Raw genomic sequence first — 12,509 nt, 5'->3', positions numbered from 1 at the left:
AGGCTGGGCTAAAAGCTGGCGGGGTGTGAAACTGGAATTGCTGAAAATTCGCAAGGACTTGGGCTGGGCGCTGCGACGGCTGCAGGCGCGCTGGGTGCGGGCGCGTAACAAGGCGACGTTCATCGGCATTACCGGCAGCTCCGGCAAATCCACATCCACCAGCCTGCTTGCACACATACTGGCCGCCCAAGGCAAGGTGCATCTACAGGCCCAGGCCAATACAATGCCTGCGCTCATCCGAACGCTTTACAAGCGCCTGAGGAAGGCCGGCAAAGTCGATTACGTCGTTTTCGAAGCCGGCGCTTCCGACTTCGGCACGATCAGCGCCATGGCGCAGATGCTGAAGCCGAGTGTGGCGGTGGTTACGATGATCCGTCTGGAGCATTTCGGCAAGTTCAAGACTCTGGAAGCTGTGGCGGGAGAGAAGCGGGCGCTGGTCGGGGCACTCCAACCTGATGGACTTGCGGTTCTCAATTGCGATGACCCACTGGTGATCGGCATGGCGTCTGGCGCGAAATGCCGGATTGCGACCTTCGGCCAGTCCGGCGAGGCAGACTACCGCGTGAGTGACGTGCATGCCGCGTATCCGGAATTGCTGCGGTTCACCCTTCATTGGCGCGGTGGCAGCCTGAATATTCAAGCGCCTTTTCCCGGCGAGCAATTCTGGCTGCCGACTGCAGCGGCTGTTGCCGCCGCCTTGGAACTTGGCGTCCCGCCAGAGCAAGTCGTAGCGAGAACGGCATCGTTTGCACCACTGCCCAACCGCTCTACGGTGCAAGAGGTATCCGCGGGTCCGAAATTCCTGGTCGATACGGCCAAAGCGCCCTGGCATTCGCTCAACATTGCCCTGGAGATGATTGCAAAGGCCAAGGGTGCTCGCAAGCGCATTGTGCTGGGGCAGATATCCGACTACGCCGGCTCGTCGAGGAAATACGGCGCCGCCTACAACATCGCGCGCGAAATCGCCGATGAGGTCATTTATACCGGCGACAATGCGCATCGCTCGCGCGCCAGCCAGGCCGACCGCGACAGCGGCCGTTTCATTGAGCTTCGCACTGCCAAGGAAGTTTCGGATCATATCAAACGGACGGCAGTCCCAGGAGAACTGATTCTGCTGAAAAGTTCGTCCAACCTTCATCTGGAAAGGATCGCGCTCGCCTGGACACACGACGTCAAATGCTGGGTCCCGATATGCCGCAAGTCGGAAAGCTGCCAAATGTGCGGCCTCTACGAGGTGCCGTTCGAGGAACACCGGGATTTCCTGGCGAAGCGCAAACTTGCTCGCAGGAGACACCGTTTCAGGTGGTTGCTCGGCGGCTGACCAGATCTGGCGGCTTGCGTCTCAAGCCCCGGTCTTGATGTAGCTCTTGTAGATCCAGCCGCGCTTGCCGTTGTAGACGATCTGGCACCATTTCTTGCAACTCATCACCTGCACCGACGACTTGGCGGGCACGGTCCCCATGGCGGCGGCGTTTTTCTGCGGACCGCTGCGCATTGTCACCGCCCTGAGGATGCGTCCGGTGCCGGCGGCAGCAGCCACCTTCTGTGGCTTGGCCTTGGCCTGGGTATCGTTCGTTGCGGCGGAAGATTGCTCGTCTGGAAGTTGCGGTTTTGGCGTCGGTATGGCGGCGGTTTCCGCGTCGTCGTCATTGGCGGGAGCAGCGACCTTTGACAACTGCGTCGTGGCGTCGCCCTGGGCCGCCGGTTCTTCGAATGCCGCGGCATCGGACGGTTTGGCGGCAGCCTGCTCGGTAGGCGCCTGATCGGATGGCGTCGCGGCAGGGTCGCTGTTGGATTGCGCCGCAGTCCAGCGCGGATCGTTGGCCGACAGCGGCGGCATCGCAGCCCCACCCACAGCGACCGTCGATGAAACCGCGTCGCCCTTGCGCGCGGCTTGTGGCGCCGCTACCGCGGCGGCCGTGGCCGCGACGGGGGCAATCTTGGTCGTCTTGACCGGAAAAGTCGGAACGTTCTGCTGTGTGCTGGCGATCGCTTGCCGGTCGCTGGCCGGCAACGCCAGCCAAAGCGCTATGCCCGCCACGCCAAGCAGCGCTGCGGTGCCGACCGCGGCGATCACCAGATGCGAATTCGTGCGCACCCCCTGCCAGAAGGAGGGCCGCATGTCATAACCGAATTGCATGGCGAACCGCCGACGTTCCGGCGCGCCGAAACTGAAGGGCTCGTTCACTCTTGCCACCTCCAAAAGATGAGCCGGTGTTCTTTCGATCGGCGCCGGCAGCCCGGCATTCGATCGGCATCGGTCCCAACAACAAAGCGGGCAGGCCCGCAGAAATCCCCGTTCAATCGCCCAGAACCGGCATCCTTTGCCCTTGATTGTGGCATCAGTGCGCCCTCAGGGGAATTGTGCGCTCTTGTTAAGGATTCTGCAACGTCTCGCTGCGGCAACCAACAGCTCAATAGAATCGGCTCAGTACCAGCCCCGGCTGATATGAGATACTTTCCCTATATTCGGTCCCTCAGGGCAAACCAGTTCAGTGCGAGGAACAATAATGGCGTTCTAAAGCGCCGGCCACCTGGAAAAGCCGGGATGTTCAGGTCCTCGATCAGCTTCAGTCTGTCGCGGTTGCCGGCGACGGCCTGGGCATAGAGCTTGCCGAAGAAGTTCGACAGCATCACGCCGTGGCCGGAATAGCCTCCGGCCGAGATCACATTGGGCATCACCTCGCGCACGAACGGTTTCCTGGGCATGGTGATGCCGACATAGCCGCCCCAGCCATGGGTGATCTCGACATCGCTCAGTTCCGGATAAAGCTCGGCTATCTGCCGGCGGATATGGACATGGATGTCCTTCGGATCGTTGACGCCATAGACCTCGCGCCCGCCGAACAGCAGCCTTCCATCCCTGGATTTGCGGAAATAACGCACGACGAAACGCGAATCGTCGACCGCCTCGCCGCCCGGCAGCACTTTCGAATCGACGCCCAGCGGCACCGTCGCGCCGATGAAGGAACCGATGGGCATGATGTGCGCGGCACTCACCGGCTCGAGCGTGCCGCCATAGGCATTTACACCGATCAGGCATTTCTGGGCGGTGATGGTTCCTCTCGAAGTCGTCACCCTGACCTTGCCGCCGCTGGAGGTAACACCGGTCGATAGTGTCTGCTCGAACAGGTGCGCGCCGGCCGCTGCCGCCACCTTTGCCGTGCCGATCACCAGCTTCATCGGGTGGATGTGTCCGGTGCCGGTGTCGCGGGTGCCGCCGAAGTAGCGTGTGGAGCCCAGCCGTTCGGCCGTTTCCCTGGCATCCATGAAGGCGATGTGCGGATAATTGAAGCGGCCGGCCATGATCTCGGCATGTGCCTTGTAGTCGTCGAGATAACGCGGCTTGTGCGCCACGGACAACTGGCCCGGCATATAGTCGATGTCGATCTGGTTGACGGCGGCGAATTCGAGCAGGTGCGCTTTCGCCTCTTCGGCAAGGTCGAACAGCGCCTTGGCGCGGGAGAAGCCGTATTCGGCCTCCATCTCTTCGGCCCAGGCGCGCTGGCCCGTGCCTAGCTGGCCGCCATTGCGCCCTGAAGCGCCGTCGCCGAAGCGATGCGCTTCGATCAGAACGACGTCGGCTCCCGCCTTCGCCAAATGAGCGGCCGCCGACAGCCCGGTGAAGCCACCGCCGACGACGACGACGTCGCAGCTGCGGTCGCCGTCCAGGGCAGGGTACTCAGGGCGTGGTCCGGCTGTGTCTTCGTACCAGGAGCGACCGGGGGAGATAGGTGATTGGTAAGGCATGGGGACACCAGCCAATGGTGAATGGTGAATGGTGAATGGTGAATGGCTGCGAGACGCACGACGTCTGCGCTCATCCATCCAATATGAAACTACTCACCATTCACTATTCACCATTCACACGACGAAGTCGCCGCTCACACGTTGAGCAACAGATACTCCCGCTCCCACGGGCTGATCACTTCCATGAAGGTCTCGAACTCCGCCCGCTTGATCGCTGCATAGGTTGCGGCGAAGGACTTGCCCAGAAGAGCGCATAGTTCCTCGTCGCCTTCGAAAAGGTCGACGGCTTCGAGCAGGCCGCGTGGCAGGTCGATCTCATCGGCGTTTGCGGTGGTCAGCACCGGAGGCTCGGCCTTGATCTTGTTGGTGATGCCGATCAGCCCGCAGGCAAGTGAGGCCGCCAGCGCCAGATAGGGGTTGGCGTCGGAAGACGGGATGCGGTTTTCGACACGCCGCGCCGCCGGATCCGAGCGCGGCACGCGGAACGCCGTGGTGCGGTTGTCATAGCCCCATTTGTTGTTGACCGGCGCCGAGGCCGACTGCGTCAGCCGGCGGTAGGAATTGACGTAGGGAGCAAACATCACCAGTGCGTTCGGCACATGCTTCTGCATGCCGCCGATGAAATGGAAGAAGTCGTCGGTTTCCGAGCCGTCCTTCGCCGAAAAGATATTCAGCCCGGTCTTCTTGTCGATGATCGACTGGTGGATGTGCATGGCAGAACCTGGCTGGCCCTGGATCGGCTTGGCCATGAAGGTGGCATAGATCTCATGCTTCAGCGCTGCCTCGCGAATGGTGCGTTTGAACATGAACACCTGATCGGCGAGCTCGACCGGATCGCCGTGACGCAGATTGATCTCGAGCTGGCCGGCGCCTTCCTCGTGGATCAGCGTGTCGATCTCCAGGCCCTGGCTTTCGGAGAAATGGTAGATGTCGTCGATCAGTTCGTCGAACTCGTTGACGCCGGCGATCGAATAGCCGGCTCCGCCGCCGATTGGCCGCCCGGAACGCCCGACTGGTGGCGTCAATGGGTAATCCGGGTCGGGGTTCTTGCGCACCAGGTAGAATTCGATCTCGGGCGCCACCACCGGCTTCAGCCCGCGCTTGTCATAGGCTGCTACCACGCGCTTCAGGACGTTGCGCGGCGTGAACTCGACCGAACGGCCATCCTGATGGACGAGGTCGCAGATGACGGCGGCCGTCGGGTCTTCTTCCCACGGCACGACGGTCAACGTCGACAGATCCGGCATCAGCTTTAGGTCGCCATCATCCTCCGGATAGTGGAAACCGTTGCCATCCTCGGGATAGCCGCCCGAAATCGTCGTCATGAACACTGCCGATGGCAGCGCCAGCGAGGTGTTGGAAGTGAATTTCTTCGACGGCATCATCTTGCCGCGCGCGACGCCAGCCTGATCAGGCGTGATGCATTCTATGTCTTCGATGCCGCGCCATTCCAGCCAGGCGCTGACTTCCTTCCAGTTCTTCACGCCGCGTTGATTTTTCACGAAGGCAGGCGTTCGGACGCGTCCTCCGCGGGTCGACGGACGGACTTCCTTTTTCGCAGGCGGCATCATTCACCAGTTTGGGTTGCAATTATCACAGTATAGCTGTTGCCGGTGATGGAAGGGAAGGGGAGCTGCCTGTCTTCGCCTTCCTGGTTGAAAATCGCGCCACGCAGATTAGGGTCAACCTCCCGCAGATCGAGCAGCAGAAGACACCGTATGCCAGGCAAATTGACCACTATCGGCTTCGACGCCGACGATACCCTATGGCAGAACGAACAGTTCTTCCGCCTGACCGAGAAGCATTTTGCAACCCTGCTCGCCGACCATGGCGAGGCCGAGCACATTTCGGCACGGCTGCTGGAGGCCGAGAAGCGCAACCTTGCCGTCTACGGCTTCGGCATCAAGGGCTTTACCTTGTCGATGATCGAAACGGCGATAGAAGTGACCGATGGCCGTGTGCCGGCCTCGACGATCGCCGAAATCCTTGCCGCCGGCCGCTACATGCTCGGCCATCCTGTCGAGGCGCTGCCGCATGCGCGCGAGACAGTCGAAAAGCTCGCCGGCGCCTACCATCTGGTGCTGATCACCAAGGGCGATCTGTTCGACCAGGAGCGCAAGCTGGCGGCGTCCGGCCTTGGCGACCTGTTCGATGCCGTCGAGATCGTCAGCGACAAGAGCGCCGCCACCTATGCCAGGATCTTTGGCCGTCACGGCAGCCCGCAGACCAGCATGATGGTCGGCAATTCGCTCAAGTCGGACGTGGTGCCGGCCATCGAGGCCGGCAGCTGGGGTGTGTATGTGCCGCACGAGCTGACCTGGGTGCTCGAACACGTCGAGCCGCCGGTCGAGGCACCGCGTTTTCGTCAGCTTGTCGATCTTGGCGAACTGCCGGCTTTGATCGAGAGCATCGGCAAGGAAGGCTGACCGCCCCACACGCGTTCGGGCGGATTGCGATCAGCCGCGCCCGAGACTGATCAGCCGGTCGACCACCGGCTGCAGCCTTTCGGTGGTGATCGGCTTGGTTACCACCACATCGACCACGCTCGACAGACCCAGGCTGTCGGGCGTGCCGGTCTTGGTTGAAAGCAGGATCACCTTGGGGAGCGACCGCCCAGATGTCCGCCGCAAGGCGTCGATGGCCGCCATCAGCGCGCGGCAGTCCTCGTTGTCGGGGCCGCCATCGAGAACGACGGCGCCCGGAATGAGGGTTCGCAATGTCTTGGCCGCCATCTCGGGCGACTCGGAGATCGGCTTCAGTCCGGACTTCTCGACGATCTTCGACACCACCACCCGGTTGATCGGCGATTTTCCAACGACCAGCACGTGGGAGAAATCCGTTGATATCTCGGAGTTCGCGTCCCTGCTTGACGAATTCAGATGTTTGGCGGTGTCGGTCTCGCGGTTCACAGGGCACATGGGCGGGGCGGGCACTCGGCGCTGCTTCAATGCAGGGTTGAAATCCGAGAGCCAATTGGCGTGAGATCGCCCGCCATGTCAAGCTGAAATGACGGACCTGCGAAATATAGCCGGAAATATTAAACCCCGGAGACAAGTTCTGTTTTCGAACTGTAGTTAAGTTCACGCTCAAAAGCGAAAGTCACCCGCGCTGAAAACTCGCGGGTGACGTTGAAATCGGCCAGTGAGCGGCGGGGCCCATAGGTTCCACAAGCACAAAGCTTCCGTAAGGGAAGATCAGCCGTGACTCTTCTGCGTGACGATCACCGGGATCAGCAGGTCGCCCCAATTGCCGTCGCCGCCATGATGCCGGGCCGAGCGCACCAGTTCCACCGAGACGCCGGCCTCGACTGCCTTCATCACCGATTGATTGAGCCTGTGCAGGTCGTTGGCCAGCATGCGGATGGTCGCCTGTTGGTCGACACTCATCGTTGTGGACTGCTCTTCTGCACGTTCCTTGACGCGGCTTATGGATGCCATTTTCTTCTCCCTTGCCCTTCGGGCGTTTCCTCTGTTGGTTATGTCGATCGGTTCATTCCGCTGCCGGCTTGAACTGGACGTGCTCGGTCGATTCATGCATGGCGGTGGTCGACGACTGGCCGCCGCTGATTGCCATCGACACGGCGTCGAAATAGCCGGTGCCGACCTCGCGCTGGTGCTTGGTCGCGGTGTAGCCGTGGACTTCGGCCGCGAACTCGGCTTCCTGCAACTCGGAATAGGCGGCCATCTGCCGCGCCTTGTAGCCGCGGGCCAGCTCGAACATGCCGAAATTGAGCTGGTGGAACCCGGCCAATGTGATGAACTGGAACTTGTAGCCCATGGCGCCGAGCTCGCGCTGGAACTTGGCGATCGTCGCGTCGTCGAGGTTCTTCTTCCAGTTGAACGACGGCGAGCAATTATAGGCGAGCAGCTTGCCCGGATGATGCCTGCGCACGCCTTCGGCGAATTTCTTGGCCTGCGCCAGATCGGGCTTGGATGTTTCGCACCAGATCAGGTCGGCATGCGGCGCATAGGCAATGGCGCGCGCGATGCACGGTTCGATGCCGTTCCTGACCTGGTAGAAGCCTTCAACCGTGCGGCCGGCATCGTAGTCGACGAAAGGCTGGTCGCGCTCGTCAATGTCGGAGGTCAGAAGCTTTGCCGCTTCCGCATCGGTGCGTGCCACGACTAGCGTCGGCGTGCCCATCACGTCGGCCGCCAGACGCGCCGCGTTGAGGTTGCGGATATGCGCGGCGGTCGGGATCAGCACTTTGCCGCCGAGATGGCCGCACTTCTTCTCAGAGGCCAGCTGGTCCTCATAGTGGACGCCGGCAGCGCCGGCCTCGATGAACGCCTTCATGATCTCGAAGGCGTTGAGCGGTCCGCCGAAGCCGGCCTCGGCATCGGCGACGATCGGCGCGAACCAGGTGTCGACCGACAGGCCGTTGCCTTCCGAGGTCTCGATCTGATCGGCGCGCTGCAGCGTGCGGTTGATGCGCTTGACCAGTTCGGGCGCCGCATTGGCGGGATAGAGCGACTGGTCCGGATACATGGCCGACGCGGTGTTGGCGTCGGCGGCGACTTGCCAGCCCGAGAGATAGATTGCCTTCAGCCCGGCACGCACCTGCTGCATCGCCTGGTTGCCCGACATGGCGCCGAGTGCATTGACGAAGTCTTCCTCGTGGATGAGCTTCCACAGCCGGTTGGCGCCCATTTCGGCAAGACTCTGGCGTATCTGGACCGACCCGCGCAGCCGCTTCACATCGTCCGGCGAATAGGCTCGTTCGATGCTGTCGAAGCGGCCTTCGGGTGCGGATGGGACAAGATTGTAAAAATCAGTCATTGGTCACTCCAGATCAATCCGATGCCAGTGTCTTGAAACGCCGCGCCCTGGGATAGTGTGCGTCGTCTGTGTGTGACATCATTTACATTGCGCCGCGACGAGAGCGAGGGAAACCGCTATTTCTGGTAGAAAATAAGAGAAAACCTGTGTTGTGTTTGACTGCTTATCGCTGTAAATCTGTCATGATTGTAAAAGATGGTGCGCCGTTCATCGCTCGCAAGTCGTGTAAATTCCTGTCAAGGAAAGCCGATGGCCGACCAGAAGATATTCGCCGGGCCGCGCATCCGCCGCATCCGCATCGCCAGAGGCCTGACCCAGACGGCGATGGCCGAGGGGCTCGGCATCTCGCCGTCCTATCTCAACCTGATCGAGCGCAACCAGCGGCCGCTGACGGTGCAACTGATCCTGAAGCTGGCCTCTGTCTACAAGGTCGACCCGCATGAATTGCAGGGTGAGGCGAGAGGGTCGATCTCGGCCTTGAAGGAAGTGTTCGGCGACCCGCTGCTTGCCGGTGAGCTGCCGGGCGACCAGGAACTGATCGAACTGGCCGAGGCAGCCCCCAACGCATCGGCTGCGATGATAAAACTGTTTCGCGCTTACCGCGAGCAGGCCGAGCGGCTGTCCGATCTCAACGAGCTTCTGGCGCGCGAGGGCCGCGCCACGGCGCTGTCCGGTGCGCGGCTGCCGATCGACGAAGTGCACGAGATTTTCGAGCGCCGGCCGAACCATTTTGCAGCACTGGAGGAAGAGGCCGAGGCCTTCACCTCGGTGCTCGACCCCGGCGACGATCTGTTCGGCGCGCTGAAGGCGTGGCTGAAGCGCGAGTATGGCATCGTCGTCAAGGTGCTGCCGGTCGCCACCATGCCGAACTGGCGCCGCCGTTATGACCGTCATTCGCAGCGTCTTTTTCTATCGGAGCGGCTGTCGCCGTTCGACCAGTTGCGCGAAGTCGCCATGGAGGCCTGCCTGATCCGCATGACGGTCGCGATCGCCGGCGAAATTCAGGCGCTGAAGCTCGGTACGGACGAAGCCCGCCGGCTCGCCCGCTTCGAGTTCGGCCGCTACGCCGCCAATGCCTTGATGATGCCCTATCAGGCCTTTCATGCCGCCGCCGTGCGGGCTCGTTACGATATCGATGTGCTGCGCTCGCGTTTCGGCGTCTCCTTCGAACAGGCGGCGAACCGCCTGACCATGCTGCAGCGTCCTGGCTTGTCCGGGGTCCCGTTCTTCATGCTCGAGGTCGACAATGCCGGCAACCGCTTCCGCAAGGCCGGCGGCCAGGGCTTTCCGCAAAGCCGCTTTGGCGGCGGCTGCCCGAAACTGCCGGTCCATGCCGCTTTCGCTTCGCCTGGCCAAATCCTGGTGGAGGCGGTGGAAATGCCCGACGGCGCCGAGTTCCTCTGCATCGCACGCACGCTCGAAGGGCCGCAGGGTTCGTTCTCCGAGCGTCCGCGCCGCACCGCGCTGCTGTTGGGCTGCGATATCGGCTTTCGCGACGAGATCGTCTATGGCGCCGGGCTGCTGGCAAAGGCCGGACAGGGCGCCGCCACGCCGGTCGGTCCCGCTTGCCGGCTGTGCGAACGCATCGGCTGCCTCGCCCGCGCCGAGCCGCCGGTGACCCGTCCGCTGGGCCTGGACGAGATGGCGACGGGCCTGAGCGCCTTCGATTTCCAGTGATGCTTCTCGGGCAGGAGGTCGCGGAAGACCGCAGCTGTTTGCGCTAAGCAATAGAGCGCGGCCCGAACCATCGCCGAACCAAATATTGATTAAGCATCGGCGCTGCGCTATCGAAGGTGAGCTGCAGGGCAGCCAAGGGGGGACGGCTTATGAACAGGAAAGCTTTGTGGCTTGGCGTGGCGCTTGCCCTTTTGGCGGGGCCTGTTCTGGCAGAAAAATCCTCGGAATTCTTCAAGGACTATCAACAGTATAGTGACGACGGCAAGGCATTCCTGGACAAAATCGATCCAAAGACCGGCGCGGTCGACCTTCCCGAAGGCATCCATCTCGATCTCAAGGACAAGTTCTATTTTCTGGGCAAGAAGGACGCGACGTCCGTCCTGACCGAGGCCTGGGGCAATCCGCCTGATACCGCGTCCGAAGCAATCGGCATGATCTTCCCGGCCAAGTACGAGCCCATCGCCGGCAACGGTTGGGGCATCGAATTGCGCTATGAAAAGATCGGCCATGTCGATGACGCCGACGCCGCATCCATCGACTACACCGAATTGCTGAGCAGCATGCAGGCGGACACATTGTCGGCCAACGATCAGCGGGTGAAGGACGGCTTTCCCCCGATCAAGCTGATCGGCTGGGCCTCGCCGCCGGTCTATGATTTCGTCCACAAGCGGCTGCACTGGGCCAAGGAACTGCAGTTCGGAGACGATACCGTCCACACGCTCAATTACGACGTCCGTTTCCTCGGCCGGGAAGGCGTCTTCGTGATGAGCTACATCGCTACGGTCGAACAATTGCCGGAGATCAAGCAGAGCCTGGACGAAGTGCTGGGCGTGGCGGACTTCAACACCGGCAAGAAATACACCGATTTTCTGCCAGGCACCGACACGGTCGCCGCGGTTGGCATTGGCGGCCTCATCGCCGGAAAACTCGCGGCAAAGGCCGGCCTGATTGCAGTCGCGCTCATCGCCCTGAAAAAGTTCGGCATTCTGCTGCTGGTACCGTTGGCCGGTCTCTGGCGCTTTATCCGCGGCAACAAGGGCATGTCCTAGAAACGGCGGTGTTTGCCCGTATGGCTGCCGGTTGGCGGTGCGCCAAAGGGAATGCCGGGCTGGGTCACGTCCGGCGGTAGCCTATGCGCTAGGCGAATACGGCACGTTTCTGTCGTCCATTGTGCATCATGCCACCCCGAGATAGCCGACAGTCGCACCCCATGACCGATACCGCATCTTCTCCAATCGCCGCACCGCCGATCGTCTCGCCGCGCGAAGAGCGGGTCGGCTTGCTGCTGGTGTTCCTGTCGGCGCTGATGTGGAGCTTTGGCGGCACCATCGCCCGCTTCATCGACACCGCTGACAGTTGGACGGTGGTGTTCTGGCGCTCGCTGTGGGCGGCTGTGTTCCTGATTTGCTTCATGGCCTGGCGCGACGGCTGGCGCGGCATGTTGCGGCTGTTTCGCGACATGGGCCTGCCCGGCCTTGCCGTGGCCGTCTGTTTCGCCACGGCGTCGACGTGCTTCGTTGTCGCGCTCGCCTACACCACCGTTGCCAATATCCTGTTGATGCAGGCCGGTGTGCCGCTGCTGGCGGCATTGCTTGCCTGGGTGCTGTTTCGCGAACGCGTCGCCGTCGCGACCTGGGTGGCGATCGCCGCCGTCATCGCCGGCGTCGCCATCATGGTGTCGGAATCGCTCGACGGCGCCGTATCGCCCATCGGCGACGGGCTGTCGCTGCTGATCGCCGTCATGTTCTCGATCGCCACCGTCATCACCCGGCGCTTCGCCCATGTGCGCATGACGCCGGCGACGTGCCTCGGCACGATGCTGGCAGCGGCTTTCGCCGCATCGCAAGCCACGCAGTTTGCCACGTCGACCCACGACATGGCTTTCCTGTTTGCCTTCGGCGTCATCAATCTCGGCCTGGGCCTTGCCTTCTTCGCCACCGGCGCGAGGCTGGTTCCGGCGGCGATCGCAGCACTCCTCGGCACGTTCGAGCCGATCCTCGGACCGATCTGGGTCTGGCTCGTTCATGGCGAGGTGCCCTCGGTGCGCACCATCATCGGCGGCGCGGTGGTGGTCGCCGCGCTGCTCGTCCATATCGCGCTTGAATTCAAGCGCCAGGCGAGGCCTGCACGGCCGGGGACCACTGGCCTGCCATCCCCTAATTGACCCGCCTTTCCCTTGGTTGAGCCCGTCTTCCCTAATTACGCCCGTCTTTCCCCAATTAGCGAAGCCGCACGCCCTATTGACCGAGCTTCCCCGCGCGGGCCATTGACAACCTTGCTGCGGCACGGGCAGGCTGGGGCAC

11 protein-coding genes are annotated in these 12,509 nt (G+C 62.2%); 5 read left to right on the top strand and 6 right to left on the bottom strand.

All coding sequences use genetic code 11. The annotated features are described in order from the left end of the window. Nucleotides 1-25 precede the first annotated feature (25 nt). Nucleotides 26-1,321: a Mur ligase family protein gene (locus tag NKJ64_RS20765; protein ID WP_023753883.1), complete on the top strand. Its 1,296-nt coding sequence runs from the start codon at nucleotides 26-28 to the stop codon at nucleotides 1,319-1,321. Nucleotides 1,322-1,342: 21 nt separating this feature from the next. Here the strand turns inward: NKJ64_RS20765 and NKJ64_RS20760 are convergent, their stop codons facing one another. From NKJ64_RS20760 to NKJ64_RS20750, 3 genes are all read right to left on the bottom strand, one after another. After that, nucleotides 1,343-2,188 (bottom strand): SH3 domain-containing protein, encoded by an 846-nt coding sequence (locus NKJ64_RS20760; RefSeq protein WP_023753884.1) that lies wholly within the window; start codon nucleotides 2,186-2,188, stop codon nucleotides 1,343-1,345. 275 nt (nucleotides 2,189-2,463) lie between these two features. Then, nucleotides 2,464-3,750 carry an NAD(P)/FAD-dependent oxidoreductase gene (locus NKJ64_RS20755; RefSeq protein ID WP_352463242.1) on the bottom strand — a complete coding sequence of 429 codons (1,287 nt, stop codon included), beginning with the start codon at nucleotides 3,748-3,750 and terminating at the stop codon, nucleotides 2,464-2,466. A 134-nt stretch (nucleotides 3,751-3,884) separates the two neighbouring features. Next, a complete protein-coding gene (locus NKJ64_RS20750) occupies nucleotides 3,885-5,321 on the bottom strand; it encodes a glutamine synthetase family protein (RefSeq protein WP_023681878.1) in 1,437 nt (478 codons plus the stop codon). A gap of 147 nt (nucleotides 5,322-5,468) precedes the next feature. On the opposite strand from NKJ64_RS20750, the gene NKJ64_RS20745 reads away from it, so the two are divergent. Beyond that, entirely contained in the window at nucleotides 5,469-6,176 is a 708-nt protein-coding gene (locus NKJ64_RS20745) for an HAD family hydrolase (RefSeq protein ID WP_023753886.1), read from the top strand. Nucleotides 6,177-6,206: 30 nt separating this feature from the next. Here NKJ64_RS20745 and NKJ64_RS20740 read toward each other — a convergent pair whose 3' ends face one another. The 3 genes from NKJ64_RS20740 to aceA all read right to left on the bottom strand — a co-directional run bounded on the left by NKJ64_RS20740 (nucleotide 6,207) and on the right by aceA (nucleotide 8,529). Further along, entirely contained in the window at nucleotides 6,207-6,668 is a 462-nt protein-coding gene (locus NKJ64_RS20740; RefSeq protein WP_023669317.1) for a response regulator, read from the bottom strand. A 276-nt stretch (nucleotides 6,669-6,944) separates the two neighbouring features. Beyond that, nucleotides 6,945-7,187 carry an SMc00767 family acetate metabolism repressor gene (locus tag NKJ64_RS20735; RefSeq protein WP_023669318.1) on the bottom strand — a complete coding sequence of 81 codons (243 nt, stop codon included), beginning with the start codon at nucleotides 7,185-7,187 and terminating at the stop codon, nucleotides 6,945-6,947. Nucleotides 7,188-7,239: 52 nt separating this feature from the next. After that, nucleotides 7,240-8,529: an isocitrate lyase gene (gene aceA, locus NKJ64_RS20730; protein WP_023753887.1), complete on the bottom strand. Its 1,290-nt coding sequence runs from the start codon at nucleotides 8,527-8,529 to the stop codon at nucleotides 7,240-7,242. 249 nt (nucleotides 8,530-8,778) lie between these two features. Between aceA and NKJ64_RS20725 the strand changes: the two genes are divergently transcribed. The 3 genes from NKJ64_RS20725 to NKJ64_RS20715 all read left to right on the top strand — a co-directional run bounded on the left by NKJ64_RS20725 (nucleotide 8,779) and on the right by NKJ64_RS20715 (nucleotide 12,370). Further along, nucleotides 8,779-10,206 carry a helix-turn-helix domain-containing protein gene (locus NKJ64_RS20725; protein ID WP_023753888.1) on the top strand — a complete coding sequence of 476 codons (1,428 nt, stop codon included), beginning with the start codon at nucleotides 8,779-8,781 and terminating at the stop codon, nucleotides 10,204-10,206. Between the two features lie 149 nt (nucleotides 10,207-10,355). Then, complete coding sequence (locus tag NKJ64_RS20720) at nucleotides 10,356-11,255, top strand: DUF2167 domain-containing protein (RefSeq protein ID WP_031244436.1); 900 nt, start codon at nucleotides 10,356-10,358, stop codon at nucleotides 11,253-11,255. Nucleotides 11,256-11,416: 161 nt separating this feature from the next. Then, on the top strand, nucleotides 11,417-12,370 hold the full coding sequence (locus NKJ64_RS20715; RefSeq protein WP_023729069.1) for a DMT family transporter: 954 nt from the start codon (nucleotides 11,417-11,419) through the stop codon (nucleotides 12,368-12,370). The last annotated feature ends 139 nt before the right edge of the window (nucleotides 12,371-12,509 follow it).

The sequence above is a fragment of the Mesorhizobium sp. M0062 genome, from assembly GCF_040323125.1.
Lineage (GTDB): Bacteria > Pseudomonadota > Alphaproteobacteria > Rhizobiales > Rhizobiaceae > Mesorhizobium.
The sequence above is the reverse complement of the archived record's forward strand: the minus strand, read 5'-3'. Positions and strand labels throughout refer to the sequence as shown.

Bases quoted from the DNA above. Each gene is read 5' to 3' on its own strand.
- NKJ64_RS20755 (WP_352463242.1), bottom strand. From the start codon at position 3,750: ATGCCTTACCAATCACCTATCTCCCCCGGTCGCTCCTGGTACGAAGAC.
- NKJ64_RS20750 (WP_023681878.1), bottom strand. From the start codon at position 5,321: ATGATGCCGCCTGCGAAAAAGGAAGTCCGTCCGTCGACCCGCGGAGGA.
- NKJ64_RS20745 (WP_023753886.1), top strand. From the start codon at position 5,469: ATGCCAGGCAAATTGACCACTATCGGCTTCGACGCCGACGATACCCTA.
- NKJ64_RS20740 (WP_023669317.1), bottom strand. From the start codon at position 6,668: ATGTGCCCTGTGAACCGCGAGACCGACACCGCCAAACATCTGAATTCG.
- NKJ64_RS20735 (WP_023669318.1), bottom strand. From the start codon at position 7,187: ATGGCATCCATAAGCCGCGTCAAGGAACGTGCAGAAGAGCAGTCCACA.
- aceA (WP_023753887.1), bottom strand. From the start codon at position 8,529: ATGACTGATTTTTACAATCTTGTCCCATCCGCACCCGAAGGCCGCTTC.
- NKJ64_RS20725 (WP_023753888.1), top strand. From the start codon at position 8,779: ATGGCCGACCAGAAGATATTCGCCGGGCCGCGCATCCGCCGCATCCGC.
- NKJ64_RS20720 (WP_031244436.1), top strand. From the start codon at position 10,356: ATGAACAGGAAAGCTTTGTGGCTTGGCGTGGCGCTTGCCCTTTTGGCG.
- NKJ64_RS20715 (WP_023729069.1), top strand. From the start codon at position 11,417: ATGACCGATACCGCATCTTCTCCAATCGCCGCACCGCCGATCGTCTCG.